Source organism: Achromobacter sp. SIMBA_011, assembly GCF_046535435.1.
GTDB lineage: Bacteria > Pseudomonadota > Gammaproteobacteria > Burkholderiales > Burkholderiaceae_B > Achromobacter > Achromobacter dolens.
In genome coordinates, this window is sequence record NZ_JAWRWN010000001.1 from 810,392 (window position 1) to 828,417 (window position 18,026).

Consider the following 18,026-nt stretch of genomic DNA (forward strand, 5'->3'; position numbering starts at 1 on the left):
CCTCAGTTGGCTTTGATGTCGGCGCGCTTGACCACTTCGCCCCATTTGTCGATTTCGCTGGCGATCTTCTTGCCGAAGGTCTGCGGCGTGTTGGGCGATTGCGGCGCGTAGAAGCCCGATTGCTGGAACGAGGCCAGCAGCGCGGGGTTGGCCAGGGCCTTGTTCATGGCCTGGTTCAGGCGCGCGATGATGGGTTGCGGCGTGCCGGCCGGCGCCATCAGGCCGAACCAGGATTCGACGTCGAAGCCGGGCAGGCCGGATTCGGCCAGCGTCGGCACGTCGGGCACGGCCGGAAGCCGCTGCGGCGAGGTGACGCCGATGGCGCGCAGCTTGCCAGCCTGCACGTGGGGCAATGACGAGGGCAGGTTGTCGAACATGGAATCGACCTGGCCGCCCAGCAGGTCGGCCACCGCCGGACCACTGCCGCGATAGGGCACGTGCAGGATATCGGTGCCGGTCTGCATCTTGAACAGTTCGCAGGACAGGTGGATGGACGAGCCGCTGCCCGACGAGGCGCAGGTCAGCTTGCCGGGGTGGGCCTTGGCGTAGGCCAGGTATTCCGGCACCGTCTTGACCGGCAGCTTGGGGTTGACCACCAGGATGTTGGGGATGGTCGCCAGCAGGCCGATCGGCTCGAAGTCCTTGACGAAGTCGTAGTTGAGCTTGCTGTACAGCGTGCGGTTGATAGTGTTGGCGATTGAGCCGACGTAGAGCGTATAGCCGTCGGGCGCGGCGCGCGCGACGATTTCGGCGCCGATGTTGCTGTTGGCGCCGGTCTTGTTCTCCACCACGATGGTCTGGCCGAGTTCCTCGTTCAGGGCCTTGGCGACCAGGCGCGCCACGATGTCGGTGGCGCCGCCCGCGGCGTAACCGACCACCAGGGTCACCGGGCGTTCGGGATAGGGTTTGGCAGCCTGGCTCGGCGCGCTGAATGCAATGGCGCCCGCCAGGGCCGCGACGCTGGCGGCCAGCCGCCTGCTGAATGTCTGCATGGTTGTCTCCGTCCTGTTTGTCTAATATCTGGACAGATCTTTGCCTGCCCGACTTCATATTGGGCTTTGATAGGCGCCTCATCAACGCAAGGTGTCCAGAAAATGAACAAACCGGAAAGCGACGACGGCGGGCCGCGGGTGTTGCGGCGCGGGCTGCGGGTGCTGGGCGTGCTGCGCCAGGCGGGCGCGGCCGGCATGCACGTGACCGACATCGCGCGCGCCGCCGGCATGCAGCGCTCCACCGTCTACCGGTACCTGGATGTGCTGGCGCAGGAGGGCTACGCGCTGCGCGAGCCGGACGCGCCGCACTGGCGCATGGCGGAGCTGGGCGTGATGATGGCCGGCGATCCGCACGCCGAAGCGGTGCGCGGCCTGCGGCCGGTGCTGCGGCAGATCAGCGACGTCAGCGGCGATTCGGCATTCCTGATCTGCCGCGCCGGCGGCGATTCGCTATGCCTGCATCGCGAGGTCGGCAACTACCCGGTGCAGGTGCTGGCGGTGACCATCGGCCATCGCCAGCCGCTGGGCGTGGGCGCGGCCGGCCTGGCGCTGCTGGGCGCTTTGCCGCCGGCCGAGGCCGACGAGGTGATCGCACAGAACGAGCAGGCCTTGCGCGCCTATGGCGGCATGACGGTGGCGCAGATGCGGCGGTTGGCCGAGAACACGCGCGACCGGGGTTGGGCGGTGGTGGGCAATGCGGCGGTGCCGGGCGTGCTGGGCGTCGGGGTGGCGTTGTGCGACGCGGGCGGCTATCCGCGGCTGGCGGTCAGCGTTTCGAGCCTGATAGACCGCATGCAGGCGCCGCGCCAGCGCGCCATTGCCGAGTTGATCCGCACGCAGTTGGGGCAGGACGAGGTCAGGCGCCAGCGCTGGAGCTTGCCCGGCTTGGTCGACGAGGCGGATTGAACGATAAGGGTTCGGTCCGGCCTCGATGGCATCGAGGCCGGCTGCGCGCGTCAGGCCTGCGCCGGCGCGGGCGCGCGGTAGGTCTTCTGGTAGTGCACCGTGAAGGTCTTGAACGCTTCCAGCGCCTTGTGCGGGTCGTGGCCCGGCTTGACCAGGAAGCTGTCGAAGCCGACGCGCGCCTGGTAGTGGATGGTGTCGATCATCACGTCGCCGACCGCGCGCAGCTCGCCCGTCCAGTGATAGCGGGTGCGCAGCAGTTGCGCCAGCGAATAGCCGCGGCCATCGGTGTAGACGGGGAAGTCCACCGCGATGAAGGCAATGCCGGCCGGATCGAGCGTGCCATCGGCTTCCAGCAGGTCGCGCAGGTCGGCGTCCGGTTCCAGCAGGACCGCGACCGGATGGCGATGGCGCCGCAGCGTGGCGTGCGAGGCCTTCCAGGTGGCCAGCGGCACGATCCAGCCGGGTTCGTCGGTCGGCACCTGGCCGTCGGCCGCCACTTCGGGGTCGGGCACGAAGGGACGGGCGCTGTCGGCTTCCAGCCGGCCGTTGCGGATCAGGTGCGGGCCGGGCGCGTCGTGGGCGTAGGGCTCAGACATGGGCGGCCTCCTGGGCGGGCTTGGCAAAGGCGGGGTCGGAATACACGTCTTGCTTGAAGGGATCGATGCCGACGCGGTCCACCACGTCGATGAAGCGTTCTTCCTCGCTGTCGCGCAGGCCCAGGTAGGTGCGGATCAGGCGGTCGACCACGCCCGGCACCTGGTCGCGGGCGAACGAGGGGCCGATGATGCGGCCGATGGCGGCGCCGCCGCCCTTTGTGGATTCGATGTCGGGCAGCGGTTTGGCGGCGCCGTTCTGGCGGCCGCCGATGGTGACCTGGTACCACTCCTCGCCGGCCTTATCGACCCCCAGGATGCCGATGTGGCCGACGTGGTGGTGGCCGCAGGAGTTGATGCAGCCGGAGATGTTCAGGTCCAGCTCGCCGATCTCGAACAGGTAGTCGAGGTTGTCGAACTGGCGCTGGATGGCCTCGGCCACGGGGATCGACACGGCATTGGCGAGCGCGCAGAAATCCCCGCCCGGACAGGCGATGATGTTGGTCAGCAGGCCGACGTTGGGCGTGGCCAGGTTCAGCGCTTCGAGCTTGCCCCACAGCTCGTGCAGGCGGGCGCGGCGCACGTCGGCCAGGATCAGGTTCTGCTCGTGCGACACGCGCAGTTCGCCGAAGCCGTATTCATCGGCCAGCGCGGCCACCGCGTCCATCTGGTCGGCGGTGATGTCGCCCGGCGGCACGCCGGTGGCCTTGAGCGAGACGGTGACGGCGGCGTAGCCCGGCGTCTTGTGCGCATGCACGTTGGTGCGGAGCCAGCGGGCGAAGCGCTTGTCGGCGGCGGCCAGCGCCTCGGTGTTGTCGGTGTCGTTGGCCGCGGCCGGATCGTACTGCGGCCAGATGAAGCGCGCGGCGATGGTGTCGACGAATTCCTGCGTGATGGTGTCGGGGCCGCCCTTGATAAGCTGCCACTGTTCGTCCACCTGCTGCGCGTAGACTTCCGGCGTCAGGTCCTTCACCAGGATCTTGATGCGCGCCTTGTACTTGTTGTCGCGGCGGCCATGCAGGTTGTAGACCCGCAGCGCGGCCTGCAGGTAGGTCAGCAGGTCCTGCCATTCGACGAACGGGTTGATCAGCTTGCCGACGATGGGCGTGCGGCCCATGCCGCCGCCGACCCAGACGCGGAAACCGAGCTTGCCGTCGCGCTCGACCGCCTGCAGGCCGATGTCGTGCACGCCGACCGCCGCGCGGTCCTGCACCGCGCCGCTGACCGCGATCTTGAACTTGCGCGGCAGGAATGCGAATTCGGGGTGCAGCGTGGACCACTGGCGGATGATCTCGCACCACACCAGCGGGTCGATCAGCTCGTCCGGCGCGACGCCGGCGAAGTGGTCGGTGGTGGTGTTGCGGATACAGTTGCCGCTGGTCTGGATGGCGTGCATCTGCACCGTGGCCAGTTCGGCCAGGATGTCCGGCACGTCTTCCAGCTTGGGCCAGTTGAACTGGATGTTCTGGCGCGTGCTGAAGTGGCCGTAGCCGCGGTCCCATTTGCGCGCGATGTGCGCCAGGGTGCGCAACTGGCGCGAGGCCAGGATGCCGTAGGGGATGGCCACCCGCAGCATCGGCGCGTGGCGCTGGATATACAGGCCGTTCTGCAGGCGCAGGACGCGGAATTCATCTTCGGTGAGCTGGCCATCGAGGAAGCGGCGCGTCTGGTCGGCGAACTGCGCCACGCGCTGCTCGACGAGCTGCTGGTCGACGGGGTCATACACGTACATGTCTACTGCCCTTGAGGTCTTCTCGGTCTGGTCCCCGCAAGCGTGGCCCGCCGTAGGCGGGGACTGGGGGATTCATAACCGTAACAGGCAGCCGCTTCGACCGTCTAAGTCATTCTGGTAATAAGCGTATGCCTGCGGCAGACACCTGCGTGGCGGCGTTCAGCCGCCGGACCCGGCGACGGCCCGGGGACGCGGCCGGGCGCCCCGGAAGGCGGCAAGGCTGGCCAGCGCCAGCAGGCCGACGGCCGCCGCGCCGTACAGCATGACATCGCCAAACCCGTGCGTCAGCGCGATCCGGGCCACGTCCGCGGGGATGGCCGGCGCGGCGCCATCGCCCAGGTTGCCCGCCGACAGGGCCTCGGCCATGGCGCGCAGCGTGGCATCGGCGGGCGCCTGGGGCCAATGGCGGCGCAGCGACGCCAGGACGCTTTCGACCAGCAGCAATCCCATCAGCGCGATATTGATGGACAGGCTGATCATGCGCACGCTGATGTCGATGCCCGAGGCCATGCCGGCGCGGTCGCCGGGCACCGCGCCCGTGGTGGTGTTGGTGACGGGGGTGTTGATCAGGCCCAGGCCGGTGCCGGCCAGCAGGCAGCCAGGCAGCATCGTCAGCCAACAGGCCTGCGCGACGCCGCTGCCCCATTTCATCAGCGCGAAGCCCAGGCAGATGGCGAACAGGCCGGCCGGGATCACCGTGTCGGGGCGGTAGCGCAGCGCCAGTTTCTCGCCCAGCGGCGGCGCCACCAGGGTCGGCAGGGTGTAGGCCAGCAGCGCCAGGCCGGTGCCCAGGCCGCCGTAGCCCAGGCCGTTCTGGAAATACAGCGGCAGGTAGATCATGAAGGGCCAGAAGCTGAAGTTCATCGCGGCTGACGCCAGCAGCGCGCCCGAGAAGCGACGGATGCGGAACACCGCGAAGTCGAACATCGGGTCGGCGCAGCGGCGTTCGGCGATCACGAAGACGATCAGCGCTACGATGGCCGCGCCCAGGCTGGCGAGGGTCGCCAAGCTGGCGAAGCCCGCCGATGGCCCCTGGGTGATGAACCAGGCCAGTCCGAACACCGCCACTGACAGCGAGACGATGCCGGCCACGTCCAGCTTGCGCTGGCGCGGATCGCGCGATTCGTCCACGCCCTTCCACGCCAGGCCCAGGGCGATCAACGCCAGCGGGCCGTGCGCCAGGAACACCCATTGCCAGCTCGCTACCGCCACGATGGCCGAGCCGATGACGGGGCCGAATCCCAGGCCGACGCCGAAGGCGATGCCCCAGGCGCCAAAGGCCCGGCCGCGCGCGGCGCCGTCCTGGAAGCGGTGCGACAGCACCGCCACCTGGCAGATCAGCATGGCGCCGCCGGACAGGCCCTGCAACGCGCGGCCGGCGATCAGCACGCCGGTGTCCTGCGCCCAGCCGCAGACCAGGGAGGTCAGGCCGAACACCGCCAGGCTGGCCAGCAGCAGGCGCTTGCGGCCGTAGCGGTCGGCCAGCGTGCCCGCGGCCATCAACACCGTGGTGCAGGCGATGGTGTAGGCGTTCATGATCCATTGCAGTTCCTGGAAGCCGCTGTGCAGGGCCTGTTCCAGCGTGGGCAGGATCACCGGCACGCTGGAGATCTCCAGGCCGAACATCAGGGCGGCCAGGCAGACGGCGGCCAGCGTAAAGCTATTTTTCTGCGCTATCGAAAGCGGCATCGGGGTTCTCACGAGAGGTCGGCGGCGGGAATCCGCCGCGGGACCTCATTCTGGGAGCCTGTTAAAAATGATGGAAATGATTTAATTTCGTCGAATTAATTAATTTTCATCATGAGTTGACGCCATGGACTTCGATACCGCGTTGCTGCGCACCTACGTCGCGGTCAAGGAGGCCGGCGGATTCACCCGCGCCGCCGAACGGCTGCACCTGAGCCAGTCGGCCGTCAGCCACCAGATCCGGCGCCTGGAGGAGCAGGCCGGCACCGCGCTGCTGGTCCGCACCACCCGCAGCCTGGCGCTGACCGAGGACGGCGAGGACTTCCTGCGCTACGCCGAACAGGTGCTGCGCGCCCAGGACGCGCTGGCGCGGCGCTTCCAGCGGTCATCGGTGGCGGGGGCGGTGCGCCTGGGCGTGCCCGAAAACTTCATGGGCGAACGCCTGCCGTTGCTGCTGGCGCGGTTCGCGCGCGCCTTTCCGGCGGTGCGCCTGGACGTGGTGGTCGGCAGCTACCTGGATCTGCGCACCCAGGTCGAGGCGGATGCGCTGGACCTGGCCGTGGTGATGGCGTTGCCCAGCGAACCCGAGCGCGGCGCGATGCTGCGGCGCACGCGCTTCGTGTGGGCCGCCGCGCACGCATTTGATTTTCCCGTTGACGAGCCGATCCCGCTGGCCTTCGCGCCATCCCCCTGTGTGCACCGGCTGGTGGGCGTGGACGCGCTACAGGCGGCCGGCCTGGAATGGCGGGTGGCATTCACCTCGCCCAGCCAGGAGGGCCTGCGCGCGGCGGTGCTGGCGGGTCTGGCGGTGACGGCGCTGCCGCAGGAGGACGTGCGGCCAGGCATGGACGTGATCGACGGCCGCTACGGCCTGCCGCCGTTGACGCATGCGGACTTCAGGTTGATTTCCCGCCAGACGGAACAGCAGGCGCCGGCGGTGCGGGCGTTCGGGCAGTTGCTGACGGAAATGTCGGCGCTGGCGCTGCCCTAGCGTGCTGTCTCGCGGCTACGCGGGCACGCTGTCCGCCCATTGACGCCATGGCGTCATTGCAGATCGCGTGGCGATCTACAGCGCGGCGTTGACCGCCCAGCGTGCCACCAGCACCAGGATCACGACCAGGCAGGCGGCCATCAGCAGGCCGGTGAGAATCAGCGGCGCGGGCTTGTTGTGGGCGATGTCGGCGTCGTAGCCGCGGCCGCGGCGCACGCCGAAAAAGCCCCACAGCACGGACTTGACCGTGCGCAGGAAGCTGAGCATGGCGGGTCTCCAGACAGGGGATGGACCCACTGTAGCCGCCCCGGCGCGGGCGCGGCAGATGCAGATTCGCCCCTGGCGACCATATCAGATGGCGTCGGCGGGCGTGCCGATGCCGCGCACGATGTGGTCCAGCAGTTCGCGCGCCGCCGGCGAGATGTGGCGGCCGGCGCGGCTGAGCACGTGCAGGCTGCCCTGGTTGAGGATGGGGTTGGCCAGCGGCAGGCTGGCCAGGCGCAGTGCGGCCATGTCGGCGGTGACGGCGATCGGCGGCGTCAGGGCATAACCGATGCCGGTGGCGGCGAACTGCCACAGCGCCTTGAACGACGAGGTGGTCAGCACGTTGCGCAGCCGCACCTGTTCGCTGATCTCGGCGGCCTGGATGTGCTGGCGCACGCCGAAGCCTTCCTGCATCGCGGCGCCGGGATACTCGCCCAGGTCGGTCAGCAGCAGCGGACGCTGCAGGCGCGTCAGCGGATGCTCCTGGCGCACGATGGCGCGGATCGGCTCGGGGCGCGAATAGTGCGTGCGCAGCCGCGCATCGTTGGGCGGCTGGAACACCAGGCCGATGTAGGCCTGGTCGTCGACGATGCGCTGCACGATTTCCGAGGTGCGGGCCACGTCGATGTCCAGCGTGACTTCTGGATGATTGCGCCAGTAGCCGGGCAGGACGCGGTCGAACATCAGCTCGACGAAGCCTTCGCCCAGCACCAGGTCGATGTGGCCGCGCTCCGCCTTGCGCAGGCTGTCGATTTCCGAGAAGAAGCTCTCCTGGATGTTCTGCTGGCGCTTCACGTAGCGCGCCAGGATGTGGCCGGCGTCGGTCGGCACCACGCCGCGGCCGCGCCGTTCGAACAGCGTCATGCCGCAGTCGCGCTCAAGCGCCGCGATCGCCCGGCTGACGGCGGACGGGTCCATGTTCAGCACTTCGGCGGCGCCGCGCACCGAGCCGCGGCTCATGACCTGCATGAAGTAATGGGTGCGGCGGGCGTCGAGTTTTTCGTCCATGGGGAAGCTCCGTGGCGCAAAGGCATCGGTTCGGTCCGCAACATATTGAGGGTTTTCCCTTATATATTGCTGGTTCTTGCAAAAAATTCCCTGTCCAGGGGCGTCCGTTGCATTTTACGCAACACATTAGCCCTGGCGCTGTCATGGTTGGCGCGCCGGCCCCCGGGCGAAAATCGCGGCTGCCGCCTGCTCGCGCCGCGAGCCATCCCCCGTACCGGTCGCCGCGCCCGGGGAGTGCGCCACGCACGCGCCGATCGGGCCGCGCCATACCTACTCACGTACTCAGGGGAATCCGATGTCTCATGCCAGCGCCAGCCTGGCCATGCCCGCCATGTCGCTTTCGAGCCGCATTCGCATGCTTGTCGCCATCTTGCTGGTGGTGCTCGTGTCCGAAGCGATCGGCAGCGTCACCTTCGCGGTGGGCCCGGGCAAGATCGTTCTGCAGCCCATGCTCTGGGCCATCTTCATCGGCGCGGTCGTGGCCGCCTTCGGCCAGCGCCTGCCGGCCAACGCGGGTATCGACACCGCCATGCAGACCCGCATCAGCGGCTACCTGCAATACGCGCTGCTGCCGTTCCTGGCCAAGCTGGGCCTGATGGTGGGCGGCTCGCTGCCGCAGGTGCGCGAAGCCGGCTGGGCCCTGGTGTTCCAGGAGTTCGGCCATTTCTTCGGCACCATGGCCATCGGCCTGCCGCTGGCGCTGCTGCTGGGCATCAAGCGCGAAGCCATCGGCGCGACGTTCTCGGTGGGCCGCGAGCCCAGCCTGGCGATCATCGGCGAGCGCTATGGCATGAATTCGCCCGAAGGCCGCGGCGTGATGGCCGAGTACATCACCGGCACCGTGATCGGCGCGCTGTTCGTGGCGTTGATGGCCGGCTTCATCACCAGCCTGAACATCTTCGATCCGCGTTCGCTCGCCATGGGCGCCGGCGTGGGCTCGGGCAGCATGATGGCCGCGGGCGTGGGCGCCATCGCTTCGCAGCAGACGCCGGAAGTGGCGCACCAGGTTGCTGCGCTGGCCGCCGCCGCCAACCTGCTGACCACGGTGGTGGGCGTGTACTTCACGCTGTTCATCTCGCTGCCGACGACCGTATTCCTGTACGGCAAGCTGGAGCCGGTGCTGGGCCGTTTCTCGCGCGGCAAGGCCGACACGGCCGCCGATGCCGCGGCCGCCACCGAGGCGCCGTCGCACGCCGTGAAGATGGGCTTCGGCGACCGCCTGACCGCCTACGCCGTGTGCGGCCTGTTCGCGCTGGTCGGCAATCAGTTCGGCTACAAGGTGCCGATCCTGGACGCGCTGCCCGGCATGCTGATCATCATCCTGCTGGTCGTGATCGCCGACCTGCTGCTGCGCGTGGTGCCCAAGCTGCCCGCCGTGGCGGTGCTGTCGCTGATCGCCATGACCGTGGGTTGCCCCGGCGCGGTGCCGTACTCGGACCAGATCATCGCCGCGGTCAACAAGGTCAACTTCCTGCCGTTCACCACGGTGATCCTGGCGATGGCCGGCCTGTCGATCCTGAAAGACCTGCCGGCCTTCCGCAAGCTGGGCTGGAAGATCGTGGTGGTGTCGCTGGCGGCCAACGCCGGTACCTTCCTGGGCGCGACGATGATCGCCGAGTTCTTCCACTGATCGGACGTCGCCGTCCGGCAAGTGACAAGCCGCCCGTGTGGGCGGCTTTTTTCTTGCCTGGATCGGCGCAGCGGCGCACGTGAGCGTTATCCGAGGCGTTTCTACCCGAGCCTTCGTGTCGCGCGCGGGGGGCCAGGCGCGGATTGCGCCTGCGCGGTTCAATCAAGTGCGCGCGTTGGGCCGGTAGCGGGCTTGGTCGGTCACGTTCTCGGTGGGGCCGATGTTCTCGACCTTGGGGATGCCCAGGCCCGCGGCCTTCAGGGCCACGGCGGTCTGCAGTTCCTGCACTTGCGGATTGCCCATGGCCACGCGGTAGGGTTGCAGCGGCGTCAGGCCCTCGATGGTGCCGAGGTCGTTGGCGCTGTCGGCGCGCAGCGCCACCGGATCGGGGCGCGCCGAGAATTCGTCGATGGCGCGGCGCAGGCGGGCGTCCGCGTACAGGTCGCGCAACTGGTCGACGTTGATGGCGGCAGGCGCGGCGGCCGCGAGGGCGACCGCTTTGGACGGGGCGTTGGCGACGACGCGGCTGGTATCGGCGTCGTCGGCCTGCGGCGGGGCAGCGCGGGCGATGCGCTGGGCCTGCCAGGCGGCCTGCGCCTGCGCGCTGCGTTGCGCCTGGCGCGTGGCGGCGTTGCGGGCGGCCCATTCGGCTTCCCAGACGGGGCGTGTATCGTCCAGCAACGGGACGCGCGCGGCATACGGCGGGGCGACGCGGGCGATGGGGGAGACGGCGGTCACGTTCATGCGTGGGCTCCCTGGTCTGTGGGTTCTACCCGTTGGTCCGGCGGGGACCTCGGAAGTTCAATATAGACGGCCGTCGGCGCAGCGGTATGTCGATCTGTAAGAAAAAAAAGCCCCTGGCAAGCGCCAGGGGCGAGCGGCGGGCCCAAGGGGGCGCGCCGTACCGGGCGGCCGTTGCGCCTGGAGCCCGGCGGGTTCCCCAGGCCTGGCGGCCGTCCAAACCGGAGCGGGTCAGGCGTGCGGCAGCGTGGCCTGCATCGAGGGGCGCTGGTTGAACGCCTTGAACCAGGCGGCGACGGCGGGATGACCGGCGCGCCAGTCGAAATCGGGATAGCGGAAGTCCAGATAGCCCAGGGCGCAGCCGACGGTGATGGTGCCGATGTCCAGGCGGCCTTCCAGGCGGCCTTCCAGGCGGGCGGCGGTCTTCTCGAGCAGCGCCAGGCCATCGCGCACCTTGCCCATCTGGCCTTCGTACCAGCCGTCCCAGCGCAGCGGCTCGGGACGCAGCACGGTTTCGTAGCGCGCCAGCAGCGCGGCGCCCAGCATGCCGTCGCCCAGCGACTGCTCGGCCAGCGCGGCCCAGCGGGCGGCGCCGGTGGGGAACAGCGCGCCCTTGCCCAGGTCGTTCAGGTATTCGCAGATGACGCGGCTGTCGAACAGGCGCTGGCCGTCGTCGGTGATCAGCGTCGGTACCTGGCCCAGCGGATTGTCGGGGATGATGTTCTGGTCGCGGGCCACGGGGCCGGCGGCGCTGGGCAGTTTCTCGATGCGGTCGGCCAGGCCCAGTTCGTGGGCGATGACCATGCATTTGCGCACGAAGGGCGAGGCGGGCGAGAAGTAGATCTTCATGAGGGTCCTTGTCAGGGGTGGTGCGTCAGTGTTGGGCACGGGCCAGGTGTTGTCCAGCGACCCAGCCGAAAGTCAGGGCGGGTCCGAGCGTGATGCCGGGGGCGGGGTAGGCGCCGCCCATGACGGAATGCATGTCGTTGCCGGCCACGTAAAGGCCGGGAATCGGCTGGCCGGCGGCGTCCAGCGCCTGCGCGTTGCCATTGGCGGCGATGCCGCAGGCGGTGCCGATGTCGCCGGCATAGACCTTGACCGCGTAGTACGGACCGGCGCCGAGCGGGGCCAGGCAGGGGTTGGGCTGGTGCTCGGGATCGCCCAGGTAGCGGTTGTAGGCGGTGCTCCCCTTGCCGAAGTCGGGGTCCAGGCCTTGCGCCGCGTATTCGTTGTAGCGCGCGATGGTCGCGTGCAGCGCATCGGGCGGCACGCCCAGTTTCTGCGCCAGCGCCTCCAGCGTTGCGCCTTGCAGCAGGTAGCCGGCATCGATGAGATGCTGGCGCGGCCGTCCGCCGGGCAGCGCCAGGCCCAATCCCCAGGTATCGATGAAGCGCTGGTCGCACAGCAGGAAGGCCGGCATGGTCGGCACCTGCTCGTGGCTGCGGTACATGGCCTGCACGAAGGCGTGGTACGAAGTCGATTCGTTGACGAAGCGGCGGCCGGCGCCGTTGACGGCGATCAGCCCCGGCTTGGCGCGGTCCCACACCAGGTGCGGATAGTGCAGCCGCTTGCCGCCGGGTTGTTCCAGGATCGACACGGGCGCCCAGAAGGCGGGGCTGGAATGCCCCTGGCCCAGCGCCGCGCCGGCCTCCTCGGCCAGGCGGATGCCGTCGCCGGTATTGTCGCGCGGCGACATCGACCAGTCGTCGGTGGGGTGGGGATAGGTCTGGCGGCGGCGCGTCGAATCCCACGGAAAGCCGCCCGTGGCCATGACCACGCCACGGCGGGCGCGGATGTTGATGCGCCGGCCTTGATGCTCCACGGTGGCGCCCAGCACCGCGCCGTCGGCATCGCGCAGCAGCGCCAGCGCCGGCGTGTTCAGCCAGTACGGCACCTTGCGCGCCAGCATGGCGTGGAACAGTTGCGCGGCCAGCGCGTTGCCCAGCAGCAGACGGGTCCCGCGATGGTAGCCGCGCAGGCGGTCCGCGCCATAGCGCAGCACCAGTTTCATGGCGTGGCGCCATGACGCGAACGCGCGGGTGGCGCGCAGCAGGTGGCGCACGTCGGTGATGTTGACCATCATGCCGCCCAGCACCGTGAATTCCTTGAGCGGATCGCGCAGCGTCTTGAAATGGCGGCCCAGCTTGCGGCCGTCGAACTCCACCGGATCGAGCGAGCGGCCGCCCATGGCGGCGCCGGGCAGATCGGGGTAGTAGTCGGGCGAGGCGGTGCGCGCGGCCACCTGCAGGAAGCCGCGCGCGACCAGGTCATCCATCATGCGCGGGCCGGCGTCCAGATAGGCGCGCTTCATCTCGTCGGAGGCCGCGGCGCCGACGGTTTCCTGCAGATAGGTCCAGACCTTGTCGAAGCTGTCCGGATGGCCGGCGGCCTCGGTCTGCGCGTTCAGCGGTATCCACAGCGCGCCGCCGGAAATGGCGGTCGAGCCGCCGATGCGGTCGGTCTTCTCGATGAGCAATACCTCCAGGCCCGCCACGCTGGCGGTCAGCGCGGCGCTCATGCCGCCCGCGCCCGAGCCGACCACGAGCGCGTCGACTTCCTTGTCCCACTTGATGCTGTCCATGCTGCCTATGCTCCCGACCCGCCGAGCGACTTGCCGCCGTCCACGAAAATCACCTGGCCGGTGATGAAGTCCATTTGCGGCGAGGCCAGGAACGACACCGCGTTGGCCACGTCTCGCGGCTGGCCGGCGCGGCCCGTGGGCTGCAAGGCCAACTGGGCCGCCAGGCGCTCGGCGCTCAGGTTGCGCAAGAGCGGCGTGTCGATCAGCCCGGGGGCGATGGCGTTGACCAGGATGCCGCGCGCCGCCAGCTCCATGGCCGAGGCGCGGGTGTAGCCGACCAGCGCGGCCTTCGAGGCCACGTAGTGCGGATGGTTGCGTGCGCCCAGGTAGGCGCGCGAGGCGATGTTGACGATCTTGCCGCCGGCGGCCATGTCGCGCGCGGCTTCCTGCGTCAGCGTGGCCACCGCCAGCAGGTTGACGTCGAACATGCGGCGGTAGTCGTCGCTGGAGACGTCGAAGAACTTGCGTTCGTCGAACAGGCCGGCGTTGTTGACCAGCGCCGCCAGCGGCGCCAGTTCGCGCACCAGGGCGCGGGTGGCGTGTTCGTCGGCCAGGTCGACCACGCGGTAGTCCACGTCCAGGCCCTGCGCGCGCAGCGCCTGGGTTTCCTGGTCGGCCAGGGCCGCGTTGCGGTCGGCCATGACGACCCGAAAGCCGTCGTGCGCCAGCCGCTCGACGATCGCCAGGCCCATGCCGCTGGCGCCGCCGGTGACCAGCGCGGTGCCGAGGGAGTTGAGGGGTTCCATATCGATTCCTATACGGCCAGGTAGCCGCCGTCCACCGGCAGCACCACGCCATTGACGTAGCTGGCCATGGCCGAGGCCAGGAACAGCACGGGGCCGACGATCTCGTCGGCGCGTCCGGCCCGCGCCATCGGCGCGCGCCGCATATACCAGTCGGTGCCGTGGGCCTGGGCGCGCTGGCCGGCGGTCATCTCGGTTTCCATCAGGCCGGGGGCCACGGCGTTGACTCGCACGCCGTGCGGCGCCAGGTCGCGCGCCAGCACTTCGGTGAAGGAGCGCACGCCGCCCTTGGAGACCACGTAGCCGGCGGTCGAGATGCCGCAGCCGTAGGCCACGATCGAGCACAGGTTGACGATGGCGCCGCGGCGGGCCTTGAGCTGTTCGACGAAGGCGTGGGTGACGTTGAAGGTGCCCTGCAGGTTCACGTTCATCACGCGTTCCCAGATCTGCGGGGTCTGCGGATCGTCGAACGGCGCGCGCGCCGAGATGCCGGCGTTGTTGACGAGCACGTCGATGGGGCCGTGGCGCGCTTCGCATTCGGCGGCGAAGGCGCGCACCGCGGCGGCGTCGGTCACGTCCAGCGCGGCGTCGATGGCGCGGCCGCCGGCGGCCGCGATGGCCTGGGCGCTGGCGCGCGCCAGGGCGGGGTCGAGGTCGGCCACGATCACGCTGGCGCCTTCGCGGGCGAAGCCCTGCGCGATGGTGGCGCCCAGGCCGCGCCCGGCGCCGGTGACCAGGACTCGCTTGTCTTGCATCATCAGGGTCATGGTGTGTTGGCTCCTAGCCGCCCAGGTAGGCGCGCTGCACGCCTTCGTCGCTGGCCAGCGCGGCCGATGCGCCTTCCAGCGCGATCTCGCCGTTTTCCAGGATGTAGGCATAGCTGGACACCGACAGCGCCAGCTTCACGTTCTGTTCCACCAGCAGGATGGTGATGCCCTGCTCGCGGTTCAGGCGCAGCACGATGTCGAAGATCTGTTCCACCACCAGCGGCGACAGGCCCATGGAGGGTTCGTCCAGCAGGATCATGCGCGGTCGCGCCATCATGGCGCGACCGGTGGCCAGCATCTGCTGTTCGCCGCCCGACAGCGTGGCGGCCTTCTGCTCGAAGCGCTCGCGCAGCCGCGGGAAGGTGTCGCAGACCATGTCCAGGTCGGCCTTGACCGCCTGGCGGTCCTGGCGCAGGTAGGCGCCCATCTCCAGGTTCTCGCGCACGCTCATCTCGCGGAAGATCTCGCGGCCTTCCGGCACCTGCACGATGCCGCGGCCGACGATGGCGTCAGCCGGCTGGCGGTGTATCGCTTCGCCGGCAAAGCGCACGCTGCCCGCGGTGGGCGTCACCAGCCGCGAGATCACGTTGAGCGTGGTGGACTTGCCGGCGCCGTTGGCGCCCAGCAGCGCGACGATGGCGCCTTGCGGCACCTTCAGCGACACATCCTGCAGGGCGCGGATATTGCCGTAGGCGGCGCTGACCGATTCGACTTCAAGCAGGTTCTCAGCCACCGGCGGCTCCCTTGCCCAGATAGGCTTCGATGACACGGGGGTTGCTGCGCACCTCCGCGGGCGTGCCTTCGGCGATCTTCTCGCCGAATGACATGACGGTGATGCGATCCGAGATCGACATCACCAGTTGCATCACGTGCTCGACCAGCAGCACCGTGATGTCGTCGCGTTCGCACAGCTCGGTGAGGATGCGGTCGAGCGTCTCGATCTCGCGGTTGCGCAGGCCGGCGGCGGGCTCGTCCAGCAACAGCAGCTTGGGCGAGATGGCCAGCGCGCGCGCCAGTTCCAGCATCTTCTGGCGGCCGAAGTCCAGGCTGCACGCGGGCGTGTCGAGGAAGTCGGCCAGGCCGACGCGTTCGAGCAGGTGCTCGACGCGTTCGCGCGACTCGGCATTGGCCGGGCGCAGCAGGCGCGCGGCCGTGCTGGCGCCGTGCGCATAGGTGCCCAGCAGCGCGTTCTCGCGCACCGTCAGCGCGCTGAACAGTTCCAGGTTCTGGAAGGTGCGGGCCACGCCCAGCGCGGCCATTTCGTGCGGCTTCTTCTTCGTGATGTCGACGCCGTCGAACACGATGCGGCCCTGCGTCGGCCGGTAGTAGCGCGAGACGCAGTTGAAGGTGGTGGACTTGCCGGCGCCGTTGGGGCCGATCAGCGCGTGGATGCGGCCGCGCTCGACCTGCATCGACAGGCCGTTGATGGCGGTCAGACCGCCGAACTTCACCGTCAGGCCCTGGACGTCGAGGTAGGGGTGGGCGCTCATGCCGCGCTCCTTTGCGTGGGTTTGGCGGTGGCGCCCTGGGCGCCCCGGCGCGCGGGCAACGGGGCGGCCGGCGGCGGCGCGCGGCGGCGCGCCTCGCGGCTGGCGAACAGACCCTTGGGCGCGAACATCATGAAGCCCATCAGGATCACGCCGTAGATGATTTCCTGGAATGACAGCGCCTGGCGCAGCAGCTCCGAGATCAGGCCGAAGCCGATGGCGCCGGCGATGGCGCCGCGCACCGAGCCGATGCCGCCCACCACCACCATGGTCAGGATCAGGATGGTGGTCTGGAAGCCCAGGCTTTCCGGGTGGATGAACGAGGCGAAGGTGGTGTACATGCCGCCGGCGATGCCGGCGTAGGCGGCCGACAGCGTGAAGGCGGTGCGCTTGATGGCGTTGACGTTCACCCCCATGGCCTGCGCCGCCACGTCGCTTTCGCGCACGGCGCGAAAAGCCGAGCCTAGCTGCGAGCGCGACAGCGCCACGGTGATCCACAGCAGCAGCGCGGCGATCGCGACCACGAACGGATAGGCCTTGATGTCGGTCACCAGTTCATAGCCGAACAGCGTGGCCGGCGAAATGCGGAAGCCGTTCGAGCCATTGGTCACCGACTGCCAGTTCAGGAACACCCACTGCATCGCCTCGCCGAAGGCGAAGGTCGACAGCGCCAGATAGATATCGCGCATGCGCAGCGCCAGGGCGCCGATGACGTAGCCCAGCAGCGCGGCCAGCAGCCCGCCGGCCACGATCGACACGAAGAAGGGCGGATGCCAGAGATTGTTGATCAGCCCCGCCGTATAGATGCCGACGCCATAGAACGCGGCATGCGACAGGGCGAACTGTCCGGTCTCGCCGATGACGATGTGCAGGCCCAGGGCCAGCACCACGAACACCATCAGCAGGTTGACGACGTAGATCACATAGCCGCTGGCCATGAACGGCAGGGCCGCCAGCGCCACGGCCATCAGCGCCAGCAGGGCGCGGTCGGTATTGGATTTCATACTTTCTTCACCTGCAGTTTGCCGCCCAGCAGGCCTTGCGGACGCAGCAGCAGCACCACCATGATGGCGACGAAGGGCGCCACCACGATGGCGTTGGTCGAAATGAACAGGCCCACCAGGTTCTCGGCCACGCCGATCACGAAACCGCCGACCACCGCGCCGGGCAGGCTGGTGATGCCGCCGACGATGGCGGCCGCGTAGGCCAGGATGGCGATGTGGCCGATGTCCGGCGTGATCAGGATCTTGGGCGTGATGAGCAGCGCGGCCACGGCCGAGATCAGCCCGGACAGCGCCCACACCATCATGCGGATGCGCGTCAGGTTCACGCCCACCAGGCGCGCGGCCTTGGGATTCATGCCGACGGCGCGCATGGCCTTGCCGACACGCGTATAGGTGAACATCCCGTACAGCAGCAGCATCACGCCCACGGCCACGGCGAAGATCACCAGGTCCAGTTGCGTCAGCACGGCGTCGCCGATGAGGATGGCGTCGGTCGGAGCCAGCGGCGGCAGCGAGCGCGGCGTGTCGCCCAGCCCGCTCTGGCGCACCAGCCCTTTAAGGGCGTAGGCCAGGCCCAGCGTGGCGATCACCATCTGCACGCCAACGCCCCTGGAGGCGATGACGCGCTCCATGACGACGCGCTGGAACAGGCCGGAGACCACGGCCACCACGGCCAGCGTCACCGGAATGACCGCCAGGTAGGGCCAGCCCATCACCAGGGTCAGGAACAGGGCGATGTAGCCCCCGACCATGAAGATCTCGCCCTGGGCGAAGTTGGGCACGTCGGTGGTCTTGAAGATAATGACAACGGCGACCGCCAGCAGCGCGTACACGCTGCCCGTCACCAGTCCCGACAGCACCCCCTGCTGCAGGAACAACCAGATATCGGCAAAGCTCATGA

The 18,026-nt window shown here is 69.0% G+C and carries 18 protein-coding genes; 3 read left to right on the forward strand and 15 right to left on the reverse strand.

Annotation, left to right across the window (positions count from 1 at the left end; translation table 11 throughout):
- Positions 1-2 precede the first annotated feature (2 nt).
- Positions 3-992 (reverse strand): Bug family tripartite tricarboxylate transporter substrate binding protein, encoded by a 990-nt coding sequence (locus SB816_RS03850; RefSeq protein WP_054417904.1) that lies wholly within the window; start codon positions 990-992, stop codon positions 3-5.
- A 102-nt stretch (positions 993-1,094) separates the two neighbouring features.
- On the opposite strand from SB816_RS03850, the gene SB816_RS03855 reads away from it, so the two are divergent.
- Complete coding sequence (locus SB816_RS03855; protein WP_054500475.1) at positions 1,095-1,898, forward strand: IclR family transcriptional regulator; 804 nt, start codon at positions 1,095-1,097, stop codon at positions 1,896-1,898.
- 50 nt (positions 1,899-1,948) lie between these two features.
- On the opposite strand, the gene SB816_RS03860 is transcribed toward SB816_RS03855, so the two are convergent.
- The 3 genes from SB816_RS03860 to SB816_RS03870 all read right to left on the reverse strand — a co-directional run bounded on the left by SB816_RS03860 (position 1,949) and on the right by SB816_RS03870 (position 5,912).
- Complete coding sequence (locus tag SB816_RS03860) at positions 1,949-2,494, reverse strand: DUF934 domain-containing protein (RefSeq protein WP_054500476.1); 546 nt, start codon at positions 2,492-2,494, stop codon at positions 1,949-1,951.
- Positions 2,487-4,223 (reverse strand): nitrite/sulfite reductase, encoded by a 1,737-nt coding sequence (locus SB816_RS03865; RefSeq protein ID WP_054500477.1) that lies wholly within the window; start codon positions 4,221-4,223, stop codon positions 2,487-2,489. Before SB816_RS03865 ends, SB816_RS03860 begins: the two co-directional genes overlap by 8 nt.
- 159 nt (positions 4,224-4,382) lie before the next feature.
- Complete coding sequence (locus tag SB816_RS03870) at positions 4,383-5,912, reverse strand: MFS transporter (protein WP_410546514.1); 1,530 nt, start codon at positions 5,910-5,912, stop codon at positions 4,383-4,385.
- Positions 5,913-6,036: 124 nt separating this feature from the next.
- Between SB816_RS03870 and SB816_RS03875 the strand changes: the two genes are divergently transcribed.
- Entirely contained in the window at positions 6,037-6,900 is an 864-nt protein-coding gene (locus SB816_RS03875; protein WP_116792963.1) for a LysR substrate-binding domain-containing protein, read from the forward strand.
- A 75-nt stretch (positions 6,901-6,975) separates the two neighbouring features.
- Here the strand turns inward: SB816_RS03875 and SB816_RS03880 are convergent, their stop codons facing one another.
- Both SB816_RS03880 and SB816_RS03885 read right to left on the reverse strand, forming a co-directional pair.
- Complete coding sequence (locus SB816_RS03880) at positions 6,976-7,167, reverse strand: DUF2970 domain-containing protein (RefSeq protein WP_006390012.1); 192 nt, start codon at positions 7,165-7,167, stop codon at positions 6,976-6,978.
- Positions 7,168-7,251: 84 nt separating this feature from the next.
- A complete protein-coding gene (locus SB816_RS03885) occupies positions 7,252-8,172 on the reverse strand; it encodes a LysR family transcriptional regulator (RefSeq protein ID WP_058665608.1) in 921 nt (306 codons plus the stop codon).
- Between the two features lie 295 nt (positions 8,173-8,467).
- On the opposite strand from SB816_RS03885, the gene SB816_RS03890 reads away from it, so the two are divergent.
- Positions 8,468-9,802 (forward strand): DUF3100 domain-containing protein, encoded by a 1,335-nt coding sequence (locus SB816_RS03890; RefSeq protein ID WP_054500480.1) that lies wholly within the window; start codon positions 8,468-8,470, stop codon positions 9,800-9,802.
- 162 nt (positions 9,803-9,964) lie between these two features.
- Here SB816_RS03890 and SB816_RS03895 read toward each other — a convergent pair whose 3' ends face one another.
- From SB816_RS03895 to SB816_RS03935, 9 genes are all read right to left on the reverse strand, one after another.
- Positions 9,965-10,546, reverse strand: a complete 582-nt coding sequence (locus SB816_RS03895; RefSeq protein ID WP_410546515.1) for a hypothetical protein — start codon at positions 10,544-10,546, stop codon at positions 9,965-9,967.
- 228 nt (positions 10,547-10,774) lie between these two features.
- Positions 10,775-11,392 (reverse strand): glutathione S-transferase, encoded by a 618-nt coding sequence (locus tag SB816_RS03900; RefSeq protein ID WP_410546516.1) that lies wholly within the window; start codon positions 11,390-11,392, stop codon positions 10,775-10,777.
- A 25-nt stretch (positions 11,393-11,417) separates the two neighbouring features.
- Positions 11,418-13,124 carry an FAD-dependent oxidoreductase gene (locus tag SB816_RS03905; protein WP_410546517.1) on the reverse strand — a complete coding sequence of 569 codons (1,707 nt, stop codon included), beginning with the start codon at positions 13,122-13,124 and terminating at the stop codon, positions 11,418-11,420.
- A 5-nt stretch (positions 13,125-13,129) separates the two neighbouring features.
- Complete coding sequence (locus tag SB816_RS03910; RefSeq protein ID WP_410546518.1) at positions 13,130-13,870, reverse strand: SDR family NAD(P)-dependent oxidoreductase; 741 nt, start codon at positions 13,868-13,870, stop codon at positions 13,130-13,132.
- An 8-nt stretch (positions 13,871-13,878) separates the two neighbouring features.
- Positions 13,879-14,634, reverse strand: a complete 756-nt coding sequence (locus tag SB816_RS03915) for an SDR family NAD(P)-dependent oxidoreductase (protein ID WP_144655660.1) — start codon at positions 14,632-14,634, stop codon at positions 13,879-13,881.
- A 13-nt stretch (positions 14,635-14,647) separates the two neighbouring features.
- Entirely contained in the window at positions 14,648-15,355 is a 708-nt protein-coding gene (locus SB816_RS03920) for an ABC transporter ATP-binding protein (RefSeq protein ID WP_276323525.1), read from the reverse strand.
- Positions 15,356-15,359: 4 nt separating this feature from the next.
- Complete coding sequence (locus tag SB816_RS03925) at positions 15,360-16,124, reverse strand: ABC transporter ATP-binding protein (protein ID WP_410546519.1); 765 nt, start codon at positions 16,122-16,124, stop codon at positions 15,360-15,362.
- Entirely contained in the window at positions 16,121-17,125 is a 1,005-nt protein-coding gene (locus tag SB816_RS03930; RefSeq protein WP_395757117.1) for a branched-chain amino acid ABC transporter permease, read from the reverse strand. Before SB816_RS03930 ends, SB816_RS03925 begins: the two co-directional genes overlap by 4 nt.
- Positions 17,122-18,024 carry a branched-chain amino acid ABC transporter permease gene (locus SB816_RS03935; protein WP_054417916.1) on the reverse strand — a complete coding sequence of 301 codons (903 nt, stop codon included), beginning with the start codon at positions 18,022-18,024 and terminating at the stop codon, positions 17,122-17,124. The genes SB816_RS03930 and SB816_RS03935 overlap by 4 nt, the downstream gene beginning before the upstream one ends.
- Positions 18,025-18,026: the final 2 nt, after the last annotated feature.

What these genes read in the sequence shown, in the direction of transcription:
- SB816_RS03850 (WP_054417904.1), bottom strand. Translation starts at nt 992, where the DNA reads ATGCAGACATTCAGCAGGCGGCTGGCCGCCAGCGTCGCGGCCCTGGCG.
- SB816_RS03855 (WP_054500475.1), top strand. Translation starts at nt 1,095, where the DNA reads ATGAACAAACCGGAAAGCGACGACGGCGGGCCGCGGGTGTTGCGGCGC.
- SB816_RS03860 (WP_054500476.1), bottom strand. Translation starts at nt 2,494, where the DNA reads ATGTCTGAGCCCTACGCCCACGACGCGCCCGGCCCGCACCTGATCCGC.
- SB816_RS03865 (WP_054500477.1), bottom strand. Translation starts at nt 4,223, where the DNA reads ATGTACGTGTATGACCCCGTCGACCAGCAGCTCGTCGAGCAGCGCGTG.
- SB816_RS03870 (WP_410546514.1), bottom strand. Translation starts at nt 5,912, where the DNA reads ATGCCGCTTTCGATAGCGCAGAAAAATAGCTTTACGCTGGCCGCCGTC.
- SB816_RS03875 (WP_116792963.1), top strand. Translation starts at nt 6,037, where the DNA reads ATGGACTTCGATACCGCGTTGCTGCGCACCTACGTCGCGGTCAAGGAG.
- SB816_RS03880 (WP_006390012.1), bottom strand. Translation starts at nt 7,167, where the DNA reads ATGCTCAGCTTCCTGCGCACGGTCAAGTCCGTGCTGTGGGGCTTTTTC.
- SB816_RS03885 (WP_058665608.1), bottom strand. Translation starts at nt 8,172, where the DNA reads ATGGACGAAAAACTCGACGCCCGCCGCACCCATTACTTCATGCAGGTC.
- SB816_RS03890 (WP_054500480.1), top strand. Translation starts at nt 8,468, where the DNA reads ATGTCTCATGCCAGCGCCAGCCTGGCCATGCCCGCCATGTCGCTTTCG.
- SB816_RS03895 (WP_410546515.1), bottom strand. Translation starts at nt 10,546, where the DNA reads ATGAACGTGACCGCCGTCTCCCCCATCGCCCGCGTCGCCCCGCCGTAT.
- SB816_RS03900 (WP_410546516.1), bottom strand. Translation starts at nt 11,392, where the DNA reads ATGAAGATCTACTTCTCGCCCGCCTCGCCCTTCGTGCGCAAATGCATG.
- SB816_RS03905 (WP_410546517.1), bottom strand. Translation starts at nt 13,124, where the DNA reads ATGGACAGCATCAAGTGGGACAAGGAAGTCGACGCGCTCGTGGTCGGC.
- SB816_RS03910 (WP_410546518.1), bottom strand. Translation starts at nt 13,870, where the DNA reads ATGGAACCCCTCAACTCCCTCGGCACCGCGCTGGTCACCGGCGGCGCC.
- SB816_RS03915 (WP_144655660.1), bottom strand. Translation starts at nt 14,634, where the DNA reads ATGACCCTGATGATGCAAGACAAGCGAGTCCTGGTCACCGGCGCCGGG.
- SB816_RS03925 (WP_410546519.1), bottom strand. Translation starts at nt 16,124, where the DNA reads ATGAGCGCCCACCCCTACCTCGACGTCCAGGGCCTGACGGTGAAGTTC.
- SB816_RS03930 (WP_395757117.1), bottom strand. Translation starts at nt 17,125, where the DNA reads ATGAAATCCAATACCGACCGCGCCCTGCTGGCGCTGATGGCCGTGGCG.
- SB816_RS03935 (WP_054417916.1), bottom strand. Translation starts at nt 18,024, where the DNA reads ATGAGCTTTGCCGATATCTGGTTGTTCCTGCAGCAGGGGGTGCTGTCG.